This is a genomic window from Streptococcus sp. SCPM-O-B-23252 (M501) (assembly GCF_058200355.1).
In genome coordinates, this window is sequence record NZ_JBYQGS010000001.1 from 1,165,130 (window position 1) to 1,179,801 (window position 14,672).

The 14,672-nt window shown below is 42.4% G+C and carries 14 protein-coding genes and 1 pseudogene; 3 read left to right on the forward strand and 12 right to left on the reverse strand.

All coding sequences use genetic code 11. The features are described from left to right. Positions 1-16: 16 nt before the first annotated feature. The 3 genes from AC3E6G_RS05640 to AC3E6G_RS05650 all read right to left on the reverse strand — a co-directional run bounded on the left by AC3E6G_RS05640 (position 17) and on the right by AC3E6G_RS05650 (position 3,764). Positions 17-2,257 carry a DNA internalization-related competence protein ComEC/Rec2 gene (locus AC3E6G_RS05640; RefSeq protein ID WP_490700628.1) on the reverse strand — a complete coding sequence of 747 codons (2,241 nt, stop codon included), beginning with the start codon at positions 2,255-2,257 and terminating at the stop codon, positions 17-19. Beyond that, entirely contained in the window at positions 2,241-2,918 is a 678-nt protein-coding gene (locus AC3E6G_RS05645; protein ID WP_490700629.1) for a helix-hairpin-helix domain-containing protein, read from the reverse strand. The genes AC3E6G_RS05640 and AC3E6G_RS05645 overlap by 17 nt, the downstream gene beginning before the upstream one ends. A 102-nt stretch (positions 2,919-3,020) precedes the next feature. After that, on the reverse strand, positions 3,021-3,764 hold the full coding sequence (locus tag AC3E6G_RS05650) for a lysophospholipid acyltransferase family protein (protein ID WP_048789617.1): 744 nt from the start codon (positions 3,762-3,764) through the stop codon (positions 3,021-3,023). Positions 3,765-3,901: 137 nt separating this feature from the next. Between AC3E6G_RS05650 and AC3E6G_RS05655 the strand changes: the two genes are divergently transcribed. The 3 genes from AC3E6G_RS05655 to AC3E6G_RS05665 all read left to right on the forward strand — a co-directional run bounded on the left by AC3E6G_RS05655 (position 3,902) and on the right by AC3E6G_RS05665 (position 7,360). Further along, the gene (locus AC3E6G_RS05655) at positions 3,902-6,241 is read left to right on the forward strand and encodes a cation-translocating P-type ATPase (RefSeq protein ID WP_490700630.1); all 2,340 of its coding nucleotides are present in this window, start codon (positions 3,902-3,904) and stop codon (positions 6,239-6,241) included. A gap of 98 nt (positions 6,242-6,339) precedes the next feature. Next, positions 6,340-7,086, forward strand: coding sequence for a tRNA1(Val) (adenine(37)-N6)-methyltransferase (locus tag AC3E6G_RS05660; RefSeq protein WP_061563751.1), 747 nt, complete (start codon positions 6,340-6,342; stop codon positions 7,084-7,086). Continuing rightward, complete coding sequence (locus tag AC3E6G_RS05665) at positions 7,076-7,360, forward strand: GIY-YIG nuclease family protein (protein ID WP_048717147.1); 285 nt, start codon at positions 7,076-7,078, stop codon at positions 7,358-7,360. The genes AC3E6G_RS05660 and AC3E6G_RS05665 overlap by 11 nt, the downstream gene beginning before the upstream one ends. A gap of 64 nt (positions 7,361-7,424) precedes the next feature. Here AC3E6G_RS05665 and AC3E6G_RS05670 read toward each other — a convergent pair. The 9 genes and pseudogenes from AC3E6G_RS05670 to AC3E6G_RS05710 all read right to left on the reverse strand — a co-directional run bounded on the left by AC3E6G_RS05670 (position 7,425) and on the right by AC3E6G_RS05710 (position 14,645). After that, positions 7,425-8,063 (reverse strand): annotated as a pseudogene (locus AC3E6G_RS05670) (GNAT family N-acetyltransferase). Positions 8,064-8,313: 250 nt separating this feature from the next. Then, on the reverse strand, positions 8,314-9,294 hold the full coding sequence (lacD, locus tag AC3E6G_RS05675) for a tagatose-bisphosphate aldolase (protein WP_125335346.1): 981 nt from the start codon (positions 9,292-9,294) through the stop codon (positions 8,314-8,316). Between the two features lies 1 nt (position 9,295). Further along, positions 9,296-10,225, reverse strand: coding sequence for a tagatose-6-phosphate kinase (locus tag AC3E6G_RS05680; RefSeq protein WP_023022660.1), 930 nt, complete (start codon positions 10,223-10,225; stop codon positions 9,296-9,298). 11 nt (positions 10,226-10,236) lie between these two features. Continuing rightward, entirely contained in the window at positions 10,237-10,752 is a 516-nt protein-coding gene (gene lacB, locus AC3E6G_RS05685; RefSeq protein WP_023022658.1) for a galactose-6-phosphate isomerase subunit LacB, read from the reverse strand. 16 nt (positions 10,753-10,768) lie between these two features. Continuing rightward, the gene (gene lacA / locus AC3E6G_RS05690; protein ID WP_490700631.1) at positions 10,769-11,194 is read right to left on the reverse strand and encodes a galactose-6-phosphate isomerase subunit LacA; all 426 of its coding nucleotides are present in this window, start codon (positions 11,192-11,194) and stop codon (positions 10,769-10,771) included. Positions 11,195-11,263: 69 nt separating this feature from the next. Next, complete coding sequence (locus tag AC3E6G_RS05695) at positions 11,264-12,148, reverse strand: aldose 1-epimerase family protein (RefSeq protein WP_195348162.1); 885 nt, start codon at positions 12,146-12,148, stop codon at positions 11,264-11,266. A gap of 103 nt (positions 12,149-12,251) precedes the next feature. Further along, the gene (locus AC3E6G_RS05700) at positions 12,252-13,727 is read right to left on the reverse strand and encodes a PTS galactitol transporter subunit IIC (protein ID WP_048715587.1); all 1,476 of its coding nucleotides are present in this window, start codon (positions 13,725-13,727) and stop codon (positions 12,252-12,254) included. Positions 13,728-13,823: 96 nt separating this feature from the next. Then, complete coding sequence (locus AC3E6G_RS05705; protein ID WP_006148587.1) at positions 13,824-14,129, reverse strand: PTS sugar transporter subunit IIB; 306 nt, start codon at positions 14,127-14,129, stop codon at positions 13,824-13,826. A gap of 39 nt (positions 14,130-14,168) precedes the next feature. Beyond that, positions 14,169-14,645, reverse strand: a complete 477-nt coding sequence (locus tag AC3E6G_RS05710) for a PTS sugar transporter subunit IIA (protein WP_048689142.1) — start codon at positions 14,643-14,645, stop codon at positions 14,169-14,171. Positions 14,646-14,672 lie beyond the last annotated feature (27 nt).

Here is a 14,672-nt window from a genome sequence, read left to right on the forward strand (position 1 = left end):
AGAAATCAAACAGCTCCTATCGAACGGTTTCAATCTTCCACTGATTCCACCCTCTAAAACGAATCGCTCCTTGCTGGTCTGTACGAAAAACAGTCATTTGTAACTCTTTGAAACGCTCCAAGGTTTCCTGATGAGGGTGCTGGTAACGATTTTTTTCACCTGCAGATATCAGGGCAATTTTTGCTTGGATTTTCTCTAAGAAGGCAGGGTGAGAAGAACCCTTAGAACCATGGTGGCCTGCTTTGAGGACATCTACGCGCAGTTGAGGATAACGGGCTAACAAGGTCTTTTCCCCTTCTTCTTCTAAATCTCCTGTAAAAAGGAAGGACAACCCATAAAAGCGGCCATAAAGAACAATGGAATCGTTATTACTCCCATCTCCTATTTCTACCGGATAGAGGACTTCTGCACTCCCATCAAAGATCGACAATTGATCACCAGCCTCCAACGTTTTTACCGGTAAGTTCAACCGTTTGAGCATGCGGACAAAAGAGTCTTTTTTTAAGCTCCCCTTGGAAATGTTGATTTCCTTAATCCTAACCTTAGCCGCAAGCACTTCCAAATCTCCCATGTGATCTGTGTCAGTATGCGTGAGAATAATATGATCAATCTGGTCAATCCCCCTGCTCTTAAGATAGGGGAGCAGGGTCCGTTCTGCATTGCTAGTAGACCTTCGCTTCTTCCATTCCTCCTTTTTGCCAAAGTCCACTTTTCCTCCTGTATCAATTAAGATCGTTTTCCCTCGCCAATCACGTAGCAAAATACTATCACCTTGACCAATATCAATGATGGTAATCTCATTTTCTAAAGGATGCTTCACGATAGCAAATACAGAGCATATTAAGAGTAGGAACAGGTATCTCCATTTCTTAACCTTTCGCATCTCATAGAGGCAAGCTAGCAAGCACAAGAGCAAGATGAAAAAATAGATGCTTGGTTGCCCGAAAACCAAGGATTGACTAGTGAAGCTCGCTAAATACTCCATACTTTTTTCCATCCAGACAAAGAAAGGATTCCAGAAGGTCAAGGGATACAGAAAAGAGAGGAGAAAGACGACACTTAGTCCTGGCAACAACAGAAGGTCAAATAAGAGAGAAAAAATAAAGGTTAGAGGAAGGGACCAGGGTTGGTATTCTCCAAAGAAAAAAATGAGAACAGGAAGAACCCCTAGTGTTAGCACTAAACTCTCCTTGATGACTTTTCGGATTCCCTCCTTCTCCTCTTCGGAAGAGGTTAGGGTCAATATAAAGGCGTAGGCGCAGGATAAGAGACCTCCAGCAGTCAACAAGGAGGACGGTAAGAGAAGGACTAACAAGAGGAGAGTGACTCCCATATTTTCCATTCCTTTGAGCCCAGCCTGAGCCAGGAGTTTCTGTAAGAGGCTTCGAACGACCGAAACCGAAAAGCCTGTCATCCCAGCATAAAGAAGCGAAAACGGATAGAGGAGGTAGGCAACCTTTTCCTGCTCCAGTCCCAAGCGGAGAAAGAAGCGTCGAAAGGCATCTAAGAAAAAGGCAACCTGCATGCCCGACAAGGCAAACAGATGGATAATCCCCAAGTTCGAATATAACTGGCTCATTTCTTCAAACTCTACATCTAAAAAACCAAAAAGCAAGCCCGTCATGTAGTGGCTCATGGGCTGGGGAAAATGCTGGTGAACCCATACAAGGGCCTTTCGCCTCCAACTAGACAGTAGCCCTATGAAATCTCTAGGCTCAGCAGGTCTCTTTTCAAGGATGTGATTGATTTTCAAAAGGTGATAGATCCCTTGTGTTTTCAGATAAGCCTGATAATCAAAGCCCATAAAATTACGCTGTTTTGTCGGGGGTTCTAATTCCCCTTTGATCCGTAATTCTAGCCCCTGATCCAGGTGTTTAAAATAGGCTTGTTCTTCCTCTGACTGAAGCTGGTAGAAAACCTGAAAAGTACGGCTACCTGACTTGGCACGAAAGGATAAGGCATCTCCATTCACCTTGATGGTATCCGGTAAAAGCTGAATGACCCTTGGGACCCTATGATCGCTTGACTCTTGTTTTCCCTGTTCGATCCGGAAAGAAAAACAAAGGGCAAAGAGGGAAAGAAACCCTATGAGGCACAGAAATCGTTTGCCATCGTAGCGTCTCCTAAACAAGATGAAGAAGGCCAGAAGGAAGGTTGAAGCGAGCCAGTGTCCCGTGTAGATCCAATAATAGAGAGCTAAAACTGGCAGGGTGAGATGAAAAGGATGAATGTTGAGACTTCTAATCCACTGTAACATGCTCTTTTAACTTTTCTAGCGTCTTTTGGCCAATCCCAGAAACATTTTTTAGTTCATCAACAGACTGAAATTTTCCTTTTTCCTCTCGATAAGCAATGATATCTTGGGCTCGCTTTTGACCTATCCCAGAAACCGTCTGTAGTTCTGCTTCTGTTGCCGTATTGAGATTGACCTTTCCATCTTTTGACTGCTTTTCGCCACCTGTCGTTCCAGCAGATGCGGACGCAACAGGCGCTAACTCCTCTCCATTCTTAGCAACATAGACGATGGACTCATCCTCCAATTTTTGCGCTAAGTTGACGGATTGGCTGTTGGCTTCGTCTGTCATCCCTCCTGCTTTTTGGACAGCATCATAGACCCGGCTCCCCACTGGAAGTTCGTAGACCCCTGCCTGTCTAACAGCACCCTTCACATCCACCATGATTTTCTCTTGAGAGGAGTCCGTCTTTTCCTCACTCCTCTGTTGAGAGCTAGAAGGGAGGCTTGTGTCTTCCTTAGGAGAAGCCTCCTGATCCACCATTTCTAACTGTGAAATGACAGTTTCCGGTGCTTGTGGAGCTTGCTTGGGCCAAAAGAGAAATATTCCTCCCATCACTAGCCCCACAGCAGCCAAACCTAAAAACAGTTTATATTCCTCGAGCTTCTCAATCCACGTCTCCATAAATACCCCTTTTATTTTTATTATTCGTAAAAAATCGAAGAAATAAAAAAAGAATGTCAAAAATCACATGATTTTTGACATTCTTGTTCTCAAGAAAACTCATTAGTCCTTCCGATGCTTGTCTGGATCCCAAACGAAACTTGCGATATAACTAAACAAGAGGGTCAGTAAAGCGACAACCAAGACAAATGGCAACAATAAAAACTTCAATAAACGGATGAGGATAAAAGGTTTCCGGTCATTGCGCAGTGCCTGAGATTCCGCATCTAAGCGATCAAACTCAGCCTGGATACGTCTTGCAACTTCTTCCACTCCCTCATCGTTCATTTTTGCAATATCAGAGATATCAATAGGGTGCCCAAAGTTCATGTCAACCCGTTCACAGGTCGCTAGTCCTTTCAAAGTCATTGGACCCGTATAAGTGACAGGCATAATACGTACCTTGGCCATCTTGGCAATCACGGCAACTCCACCCTTAACATCCTGAGAATGGCGACTTCCACTTGGAAACATAATCAAGGAACGCTTGCTTTTTTTGAGCATATTCACTGGGTATTTTATCGCTGCTGCACTTGGATTTTCACGGTCAATTGGGAAAGCCCCGCACATGCGAATCCACCATCCAAAAATCCGATTGGTAAAGAGTTCCTTCTTAGCCATAAAGATAAATTGCTTGGGTTTGGTCGCAAAGGCCATGTAGACAGGATCCCACCAAGTTCGATGAGGAGCTACGAGAATGTAATTTTCCTCTTGGCTCGGAATCAGTTCCTTATGATGGTAATGAGCATTTCCATTCAGAACCCATAAAATAAAGGTCACTAAGCCACGTAAATAGGTATAAAACATGCTTTCTCCTTTGATAATTCTCTTGTTTATCCATTATACCTTATCCTTCTCTTCCCCGCAAATCTTTTCAAAAACTGGATGAGTCAACAAACCGACTGCACCTAGTCTTTTTCTTAAAAAAATGATATGATGTTTTTATGGAAATGAATGAATTAAAGGGATTAACCCATGAAGAGGTCCGCAAAAAAATACAGCGTGGCCAAACCAACGAATTTAAAGCGAATACCAGTACCAGTACCTGGCAAATCATCAAGCGCAATGTCTTCACCTTGTTTAATGCTTTGAACTTTGTGATCGCCCTCGCTTTGGTTGCGGTACAAGCCTGGAGCAACCTGGTCTTTTTTGCAGTCATCTGCTTTAATGCCTTATCCGGAATTGCCACAGAGCTCCGCGCTAAACGGATGATTGATAAATTGAATTTGATGAGTAAGGAGCTCGTCATTGTCATCCGAGCCGGGGAAGAAGAAACCATTGATCCAGAGAAAATCGTCCTTGGCGACCTGGTTAAGCTATCAGCTGGAGACCAAATTCCGAGTGATGCCATCGTTCAAAAGGGAGTTGCTGAAGCCAATGAAGCCATGCTCACAGGAGAAAGTGACTTGGTTCTCAAGGAAGAGGGAGATGAACTTCTATCCGGAAGCTTCTTAGCGAGTGGTCAGGTCTACGCTCGTGTCAGTCGTGTGGGGGCCAATAACTATGCTAATAAATTAATGGTAGAGGCAAAAACTCTCAAACCCATCAATTCCCGCATTCTCTATAATCTCGCAAAAATCTCTAGTTTTACTGGAAAGATTATTATCCCATTTGGAATTGCTCTCTTCTGTGAAGCCTTTTTAATTAAACTGCTTCCAATGAAAGATTCTGTGATTACCTCTTCCACTGCTCTCTTAGGCATGTTGCCAAAAGGGATTGCCCTTCTGACAGTGACCTCTCTCTTGACAGCCGTGATCAAGTTAGGGATGCGCAAGGTCTTGGTCCAAGAGATGTACTCTGTGGAAACCTTGGCTCGTGTTGATACTCTTTGTTTGGATAAGACAGGAACCATCACCCAAGGAAAAATGACCGTCAAAGGCATTCACTCCCTGTCTGAACACTTTTCTGAAGAAACTATCGAAGTTATTCTCGCTGCCTATATGCAAAATTCTGAGGATAACAACCCAACTGCCCAAGCTATCCGCAAAGCATATGGCGAGTTAGAACACGCTTATACAGCCGAATCAATCATTCCATTTTCAAGTGATCGAAAATGGGGTGCCATGACTCTGACAAACTTGGGGACCGTTTATTTGGGGGCACCAGAAATGCTCCTCAAAGAAAATCCTCCAGCGGTATTGGAAGCCCAAGCCCATGGATCTCGGGTCTTGATCTTAGCTCGCAGTGTGGAAGCCATCGATATGCATGATTTGACCTTGCCAAGTGATGTAGAAGCGATCGCCGTCATTGAAATCCTCGATCCAATCCGCGAAGGGGCTGCCGAAACCTTGGATTATCTTCGCTCCCAAGATGTGGATCTCAAAATCATCTCTGGTGATAATCCTGTCACTGTTTCTTACATTGCTAAGGAAGCTGGTTTTGAAAGCTACGAAAGTTATATTGACTGTTCTAAGATTGAGGACGATGAGTTGGTGGACCTAGCTGAAAGTACAGCCATTTTTGGACGGGTTTCTCCTCATCAGAAGAAACTTTTGATTCAAACCCTCAAGGCCGCTGGTCGAACCACTGCCATGACGGGGGACGGGGTCAATGATATCCTAGCCTTACGAGAAGCTGACTGCTCCATCGTGATGGCCGAAGGCGATCCTGCAACCCGTCAAATTGCCAATCTCGTCTTGTTAAACTCTGACTTTAATGATGTTCCAGAAATTCTCTTTGAAGGTCGTCGGGTGGTCAATAACATTGGACGGATTGCTCCTATCTTCTTTATCAAGACCATTTACTCCTTCATCCTGGCCATTATCTGTATCGCAAGTGCTCTCTTCTTTGATGTCAACTACTTGTTGATTTTCCCATTTATTCCAATTCAGATTACTCTCATTGACCAGTTTGTCGAAGGATTCCCTCCATTTGTCTTAACCTTTGAACGAAACATTAAGCCAGTGGAAAAACACTTCCTCAAACGCTCCTTGCATCTGGCCTTACCAAATGCCTTGATGGTTGTCTTTAGCGTCTTATTTGTTCGTTTATGGGGAGCTCATCATGGCTGGTCTAGCCTGGACATGTCTACCCTTTCCTACTACTTGTTAGGATCTATTGGCTTCTTGTCCGTTATTCGGGCTTGCTTGCCACTCAATATCTGGCGAGGTCTCTTAATTATCTTCTCTGTCTGCGGTTTCTATCTCTCTGCCTTTTACTTGAAAGGTCTGATTGAAATCGGAACATTGACAGCTGTGACCTTCCCAGTCTACCTTGCCTTGATGGCTCTCTTTACGGGAATCTTCATCTTGGCGACCATTTATCAAAAATATGAATTTGATTAAACAACTCTTGGATAAGGATGGAACAAAAGTTCTGTCCTTATTTTTTCTTATCCCTTTCTATGCTTTTCCCCGCCCTCTTTTCATGCTATAATAGAGCCATGAACGATATCGAATTAAAAGACGGCGAACGCGTCAACCAACTATTTTCAAGCGATGTGAAAATCATTCAAAACAGAGAAGTTTTTAGCTATTCTATTGATAGTGTCCTTTTGTCACGTTTTCCTAAGTTGCCCAACCGTGGTCTGATTGTTGATCTTTGTGCCGGCAATGGCGCTGTCGGACTCTTCGCTAGCACGCGCACCAAAGCAACCATCGTTGGAGTGGAGATACAAGAAAGACTCGCCGACATGGCAGAGCGTTCCATCCAATTGAATGACCTCTCCGACCGTATGTCCATGATTACCGATGATTTAAAAAATTTGCCCCACCATTTCCCTGGTAGTAAAATCGACCTTATTCTCTGTAATCCTCCTTACTTTAAAGTGGACGAGCATTCCAATTTAAATGAGAGCCCTCATTATTTGCTAGCCCGTCACGAGATCACCACCAATTTGGACCAAATTTGTCAAGTGGCCCAACGGACTCTCAAGTCCAATGGCCGACTCGTCATGGTGCATCGTCCGGATCGCTTCTTAGATATCATCGAAACCATGAAACGCTTCAATCTGGCTCCCAAACGGATTCAATTTGTCTATCCCAAGGTTCATAAAGATGCCAACATGCTTCTCATTGAGGCCATTAAAGATGGATCGCGGGATGGTCTAAAAATTCTTCCTCCACTGTTTATTCATGAGGAAGATGGAAGCTATACGCCGGAGATTCATGAGATTTATTATGGAAACTAAAGCTTATATGTATGTAGTCCAGTGTGCGGATGGGACCCTCTATACTGGCTACACCACCGATATCGAGCGCCGTATCAAAACTCACAATGCTGGCAAAGGCGCCAAATATACCCGTCCTAGACTTCCTGTGACCTTGATCTACCAGGAGTCTTTTCCCGACAAAAGAGCTGCTATGTCAGCCGAGGCACTCTTTAAACGGAAGAGCCGAGAGGAAAAACTGACCTATATCAAGCATCAACAATCCAAGATAGATCCCGAACAAAAAAACACCTAGATGGTGTAACAATCATCTGTTTGCATGCTAAAAGGAGCTCCCAAGAGCTCCTTTTTTTAATTATCTAAGATTCGTCATCAAGGGTCTTTAAAAAAGCCCAATTCCCAACGCTTTGTTTCCCATAATCTAGCACCATAGAATCTAATAGGACGAATTCATTTTTTTCATAGAAGAAGACATTTTGTTGCGTACTAGTAATCAAGCCTAGACGCTTACAACCTTTGGCCTTGACGTAAGGTTCAATCCCGTTTTGGAGAAAATGACTACCAACCCCTTGACCCTGAACAGTTGGGCTCACAGCTAATATCATTAGATACCAATCAAAGTTTCCAGATTTTTTTAAATGTTGCTCCGAACGCTACACTAGGTCCAGATATTTCATCAATTTCCAAGGGCTAATGTAACGGAACAATTTGATAATTCCATTTAGTAGGTAAGAGACCATTGAGAAATCTTTTTGTTGCAAGAGCCCTACTGCTATAATTTCTCCATCTCGTTCAGCAACTAAGCACGTTTCCCCTTTGATGTAGAGCTTGACTAACAAGGTATGCAATAGTTCAATAAAAGCTGGAAAGTATTCAGGCTTTTTTAAATCTTCTTTAATGACGGTTAAAAATGGATAATTCATAAAAGCATCAGCACAGACTTTTCCAATTAGCTTGTACTCATCTAGCCTTGCTTCTCTATATACGATCCTTTCCATACGCCAACTCCTTCATTCTAATAAAACTATTATACTCTAAAACACTCTTATTTTCGATTGTAATGTGAAATTATCACATAAACCCTTACAAATTAGAAGCCATTTGAATAGTGAATGAAAGCTTAATCAGATTTATGAACATTGGGAACCAATTTTTGATGAATGACGGAACTACTCCTGCATAGAAACAAAAAAATAGTCCTTCTAGATTTTTCTAGAAAGACTATTTGATACGTTAGGAACTAAGGAATTAAATACGCTCTTTCCAAGAAGTTGCGACTTGGTCTAAGACTTGGTTGAGCTCTTCAATGTTGCGACGACCTTCTGTACGGAGCCATTCACGAGCTGCTGCTTCGCCATTCTTGATGTAGGCTTCTACAGATCCAGCCCAAGTTGCACGACCACAAAGGACCCCGTTGAAGTTCGCGCCTGCTTCATGGGCAAAGACGAGGGTTTTTTGGAAGAGTTTTGCAGAAACACCGGCACTCAAGTAGATGTATGGAAGGTTGGTTGCTTCTTCTTGTTCTTTAAAGAAGGCTGCCGCTTCTTCACGGCTATGAACGATTTCTCCATCGCCAAAACCTTCAACGTATTTGACATTGACTGGCACTTCTACCTTCAAGACATCGATGTTGAAGCGTGGGTCTGAGAAGACTTTCATAGCTTCGATGACCTTACGAGGTTTTACTTTCGCATATTCTACAGAACCTGCATCCGCAATAGTTTCATCATAAGCCAAGATTTCAAGGAAGAATGGAATTTCTTCTGCAGCACATTCTGAACCGATGCGTTCGATATAGGCTTGTTTTTCTTGGTTGAGTTCTTCTGCACTATCCACATCATAGTAGAGCAAGAATTTCACTGCATCTGCGCCCTGTTCTTTGATGCGTTTAGCTGACCAAAGGTTAAGGCAGTCTGGCAGACGTTTAGTGCTAGAAGTGTCGTAGCCGGTTTTTTCATAAGCCAACAAGAGACCTGCTTCTGCATCCAAGACCTTGGTTGCTGGAAGTCCATACTCAGGGTCCAAGAGCATAGAAGATGCGAATGGCGTCAATTCTTCAGCCACCAAGACCTTCAATTCTTCCATTTGAGCTACTGTTGGTTCTGTGTCTTGATATTGAGCCATGAGGCGTTTCAAGGCACCACGTTGGTCAAAAGCCAAGGCTGAGATTACACCCTCTTTGGTGCTCAATTTTTCTAAATAGTTGCGTTTTTGTTCTGTTAATACCATCTTATACCTCTTTTACAATTATATTCTGATACAAATCATCGTAGTGGGCCATATTGACATGCCCTGTTATCTTTTCTTGGGCATTTAGCATCCCTAAGACCATAGCATGGGTCAAGAGGGCCGCGTCATCTTTTCCGCTACTGAGGGCAGCAGAGATCCCAGCCACGGTTGAATCTCCAGATCCCACTGGATTGACCACTTCTATTTTTGGAATATCGACCTTATAGAAGCTGTCTCCATGTTTGGCAAAGGCACCATCTCCACCTAAGGAGACGATAATCCATTCGATTCCTTCAAACAGTGGGTCTTTCAAAACTACTTTTAAGTCCTCAAAATCCGCCGAAACATCTCGTCCTAAGAGTTGAGATAATTCTTCGCGATTGGGTTTAATCACCGTTGGTTTGAATGGTGAGTGAAGGACCGCTTCTAAAGATTTGCCTGATGAATCAAGTACAACCTTGCGTCCTGCTTCTTTTGCAATCTCAATTAGGCTCGCATAATAGTCCACTGGTAGCCCTGTAGGAAGACTCCCTGAAATAGCAATCACATCCGCTGTCGGCATGAGGAGTTTGAAATGATGAAGGAATCCTAAAGCTTCCGTCCGGATAATTTCTGGACCCGCTTCTAAGATTTCTGTTTGATTTCCTTCATGCAAGATGGCGATACAGTTCCGCGTATCTCCCAGGATATCATAGAAGAAGGATTGGACATCTCGTGGAAGATGGGTCTTGATGAATTGACCATTGGTCCCCCCAACAAAACCTGTTGCTCCAACTGTTTCACCGCTCTCAGCTAGGACACGGGTGACATTTAATCCTTTACCACCAGCCGTCTTAGAAACTTCCGACACACGATTCACAGTATCCAACTTTAATTCTTCCAAGGGATAAGAAATATCAATGGAAGGATTCAAGGTGACAGTTAAGATCATAAGCTCACCTCTTAGTCGTGGTATTCACCACGATCCCATTTTTCAAGGAATTCTGTAAAGAAGTCTGCATCTTCTTGGTGATCATTATGGGTTTCCAAATGTTGAATCTTGGCAATCAATTTCTTGTTTTCTTCACTTGGTTTGTATTCTGCATGAATGAAAGCTTCAATGATATCACACATGAGCAATTCACCGGTTATTTTCCCACCAAAACCAATGACATTAGCATTGAGTTCTTCTTTTGCATAAAGAGCCGTTGTCATGTCGCGTACCAAGGCTGAACGAATTCCAGGAACCTTGTTAACAGCGTTGTTAATTCCAACACCAGTACCACAGATACATACTCCAAGATCAGCTTGACCACTAGCGACTGCTTCTCCGACTTTTTTCCCAAAAATTGGGTAGTGGGTACGCGCGTGGTCATAGGTTCCGAAGTCAAGAACTTCATAACCTTTTGATTTCAAAAATTCAGAAACAGCCATTTTTTCATTTGTGACAATATGGTCACATCCAATTGCAATTTTCATTCGTTTACTCCTCCCCTTAGCACATCTTGTTGAGCATATCGACACGGATTTGGTGGCGACCGCCGTCATACTTACCGTTTACAAAACCTTTGGCGATATTTTTGGCCAATTGGTCACCCACGATTTGAGCGCCCATGGTGATCATGCGAGAATTGTTGTGGCCACGAGTCATGTAGGCAGAACGCTCATCTGAAACTTCTGCCACAACCATTCCTTTAATTTTAGTAGCGACCATGAATGGACCAGCACCATAGGCATCAATGACGATACCAAGATTGTCTTCTGCTTGTTTGACTTCCTTAGCGACAGCCAAAGTCACATCGACAAAGTCTTGCCCTTCTTCTGTCACATCCACTACTTGGAAACCTTCTGCTTCCAAATATTCTTTGACTACTTCTTTTAAGCGGATACCTGCTGCATCCGCACCAATAATAACTGACATATTATGCTCCTTCTTTTAATTCATTTTTCAATCAAATACAGAAACTTCTATATTCAACAACATTATTATCTATAAAATTTCGATTTCAAAACTTAGTTCAGCTGCTTGACCTGCTGGCAAAAGTCGAACTTGCTTTTTATATTCCAAATAATCACTCTCTTCAAGGGAAGTGGATAAACCAGACCAAGGTTCTAATGCGATAAATGGCCCTTTATTTGGCGTTGTCCAGATAATCAAGTTTGAAAAATCTGGAAAATGAAGACTTACCCCCTTCTCGTGCTTTTTAGAGCGAAGGGTCACCCTTCTTGATTGTAAGCAATCTAAGGTGATGGCATCCTTTTGGAAGAGATCGTAATCGAGATTTAGGATTTTCTCTTGCTGTAAGAAAGGTGTCCGATCAAAGACATTTAGCAAGCCTGTCTCTGGATAGGATTTAGGAATACTACAGGTCTCTTCTTGTTCGAATTCCAGGTAGTAATCTTCAAACCCTTCATCCGCCAGTAACGGACAATTAAATCCTGGATGGCCACCAACGAAAAAGGGCATGACTCCTTCCTCACCAAGATGGTGAACCCGATAGGTTACTTGAATCTTCTTACCTAGCAATTGATAGGAAATTTCTAGTCTGAAATGATAGGGATATTGCTGATACATTTCTTCCGTATCTTCTATCCCAAAAGTCACCCGATCTTCTGTTTGCTCTACCAGCTCAAAGTTTTTCTTGCGAACCAGCCCGTGGCGAGGGATCTTCCCAACACCTTGAGGGCGATACATGGTTGTATCATTTCGAACCGAACCACAGATAGGAAAGAGAACTGGGGCTTGGCCACTCCAATACTGAGCATCACCCTGCCAAAGATATTCGATACCTTCCTGATCCTTGATAGAGGTCAGCTCACCACCTAACTCCTTGAAACAAACTTCCAGATCATTATTTTTTAAAGCTATCCTCATATTTCACTCCTTAGCATGTTATTTTAGAGAAAAAACTAGGCTACCCCTCCATGTCTGGAAAATTGATACCCTAGTTTTATCAAGTTACATATTTAGGAGCGGATTATTTTGCATTTGCTGCGTATTCTTCGTTACGTTTGATCATTTGTTTTCTGTACCATGCAAAGATTCCAACGTAGAATGCTAAGAAGGCAACAACACCAATAATCAATTTAATATCACCAGTTGTTGCATTACCGATTGTCCAACCAAGCAATTTTTCAACAGGTCCTTCAAGAGTTGAGTGAGTGATCAATTGAGCTTTGTCAACTCCTTCTGGAAAGGCTTTTACACTTTTCGCCAATTCAGTAGCGAATGGTGCGATAAGAGTACCTGAAAGAAGGAAGAGTGGCAACAAGAGTGTTCCAAACACGATCATACGGATCAATTTACCACGTGTTACAACCAACAAGGCTGGAGTCACACCCATAGCGATGATCCCTGCAAGTGGCAAGATACCATTTCCGACTTTAGAAAGAAGCACTGCTTCGATCAACATGATTGGTGCAAGTACGTTTGCACAAGCCCAGATTTCTGCACGACCAGCGATAAATGGCCAGTCCAAACCGATATTGAATTTACGTCCTTGAAGACGTTTAGTAGCAACGTTTGTAATACCTTGTGACAATGGTTCTACCGCTGCGATGAACCAAGAACCGATCAATGAGAACAATTCCAAGCAGACACCGGCAGTCAAACCAAGGCTGATCCAACCTTTAATAACCAATTCCCAAGTTTTAGCATCAGCTACATCAGCAACTGGATGTGGAGTACCCATGATACCGATGACGATACCAAGAAGGAAACCGATGAAGAATTTAGATCCCCAGAAACCAATTTTCTTGTTCAATTTAGCTGCGTCAAAGTCGTATTTGTCAAGACCTGGGAAGAATTTGTCAAAGATTTTATCCAAAACCATGATGATTGGGTTCATCATGTAGTTCATGTGAGTTGAAGTCATAGGTGATGAACTTGGTGCATTCAACAAATCGTCAAATGTTGGTTTCATCAAGTCTGAGTTGATGATTTTCATAATCCCTACAAGAACAACTGCAAGAGTGGCAACTAAGAGGGAAACTCCTGCGCTAACTCCATTTTTATCCGCATACCATTTAATCAAAAGACCTGTGATAGACAAGTGCCAGATATCAAAGATATCGACATCAAGTGTATCTGTTTTCTTCATTGCAAGCATGACAATGTTGACAACCAACATAACTAGCAAGAAGTAAAGTGTCCAGGCAGACCCCCAAGTGATGGTCGCAAGTGGTGCCCAACCAACATCTGTGATATTCAATTGAATACCAGTGTTCTCAACGAATTTTGCAAGAGACGCTGAGAAAGCTCCATTCAACATACCGATGATTGCACCGATACCTGTAAGGGCGATGGCAAGTTTAATACCACCTTCAAGCGCTTTGGAGAATTTCACTCCAAACAAAAGTGCCAATAGAGTTAGGACGATCAACATGATGATCGGTGCACCCATATCTAGAATGGGTTTGAAAAACTTATTGGCAAAATCGATAATGCCATTCATAATAAATCCTCCCGATTTATATTTTTATATTTTACAAAATTAAGAATGTCAGCAATTCCAGGCATAGGAACCGCTTACAAAATACAGATAAACGAATTAGCTTAAACCGTGTTCTTTGATGGCTGCTTCGATATTGTCATATACCGGAGCGCTCATAGCTGGAATACGGAATAAGATTGGACCAGCTTCAACTACTGGAATACCAGGATCAAAGCCTAAATCTGTTGCAGCGATTGGTGTAAAGATATCATAACCTTTAATCAAATCTTCATTCACATCTTTTACCATTACCGCATCACATTGTACATCATATCCACGGTTTGAAAGCTCTTCTTCTAGAGCGCTTTTGATTTGGTGGCTTGAGTTAACCCCTGCACCACAGGCAGCTAAAATTTTAATCATTTGAATGACCTCCATTATAAATATTTTTAATTTTTACTATTAAGCAATCGCTTCTGTGATATAGCGATATAAGTCTTCTTCAGTTTCCAATTTCGACATGTTTTCAAGATTTCCATTTGTCGTAAAGAAATCCATCAAATGCGCCAAAATGTTTGTTTGGCTGGAACTAGAATTGTTAATGATGAAGAATAAAAGAGAAACTTCTACTTCTTTATCAGGTGCGATCATATTGTGGAAGGTTACCGGATTTTTCAATCGAACAACTACAATATTCTCTGTTAGGTTATGGATGATATCCGTATGAGGAATCGCTACATTCGGAAGATCCTTTCCTAGAAATTCCATATCCAAGCCAGTAGGGAACGATTTCTCTCTCTCTTTTAATGCAGCTCGATAAGAATCTGTCACAATCTGACGTTCTTCCAATAAAGTTGCAACCTGGTCAAACAATTCTTCTTGATTCGCAACATCTAGGCAAAAGACTAATTCCCGATTAAACAGTTGATTTAATCCCATCTTTTCACCCCTTCCACTTTTAAAATA

What these genes read in the sequence shown, in the direction of transcription:
- AC3E6G_RS05640 (WP_490700628.1), bottom strand. Translation starts at nt 2,257, where the DNA reads ATGTTACAGTGGATTAGAAGTCTCAACATTCATCCTTTTCATCTCACC.
- AC3E6G_RS05710 (WP_048689142.1), bottom strand. Translation starts at nt 14,645, where the DNA reads ATGGGATTAAATCAACTGTTTAATCGGGAATTAGTCTTTTGCCTAGAT.
- AC3E6G_RS05665 (WP_048717147.1), top strand. Translation starts at nt 7,076, where the DNA reads ATGGAAACTAAAGCTTATATGTATGTAGTCCAGTGTGCGGATGGGACC.
- AC3E6G_RS05705 (WP_006148587.1), bottom strand. Translation starts at nt 14,129, where the DNA reads ATGATTAAAATTTTAGCTGCCTGTGGTGCAGGGGTTAACTCAAGCCAC.
- AC3E6G_RS05650 (WP_048789617.1), bottom strand. Translation starts at nt 3,764, where the DNA reads ATGTTTTATACCTATTTACGTGGCTTAGTGACCTTTATTTTATGGGTT.
- lacB (WP_023022658.1), bottom strand. Translation starts at nt 10,752, where the DNA reads ATGAAAATTGCAATTGGATGTGACCATATTGTCACAAATGAAAAAATG.
- AC3E6G_RS05695 (WP_195348162.1), bottom strand. Translation starts at nt 12,148, where the DNA reads ATGAGGATAGCTTTAAAAAATAATGATCTGGAAGTTTGTTTCAAGGAG.
- AC3E6G_RS05660 (WP_061563751.1), top strand. Translation starts at nt 6,340, where the DNA reads ATGAACGATATCGAATTAAAAGACGGCGAACGCGTCAACCAACTATTT.
- AC3E6G_RS05655 (WP_490700630.1), top strand. Translation starts at nt 3,902, where the DNA reads ATGGAAATGAATGAATTAAAGGGATTAACCCATGAAGAGGTCCGCAAA.
- AC3E6G_RS05645 (WP_490700629.1), bottom strand. Translation starts at nt 2,918, where the DNA reads ATGGAGACGTGGATTGAGAAGCTCGAGGAATATAAACTGTTTTTAGGT.
- AC3E6G_RS05700 (WP_048715587.1), bottom strand. Translation starts at nt 13,727, where the DNA reads ATGAATGGCATTATCGATTTTGCCAATAAGTTTTTCAAACCCATTCTA.
- lacA (WP_490700631.1), bottom strand. Translation starts at nt 11,194, where the DNA reads ATGTCAGTTATTATTGGTGCGGATGCAGCAGGTATCCGCTTAAAAGAA.
- AC3E6G_RS05680 (WP_023022660.1), bottom strand. Translation starts at nt 10,225, where the DNA reads ATGATCTTAACTGTCACCTTGAATCCTTCCATTGATATTTCTTATCCC.
- lacD (WP_125335346.1), bottom strand. Translation starts at nt 9,294, where the DNA reads ATGGTATTAACAGAACAAAAACGCAACTATTTAGAAAAATTGAGCACC.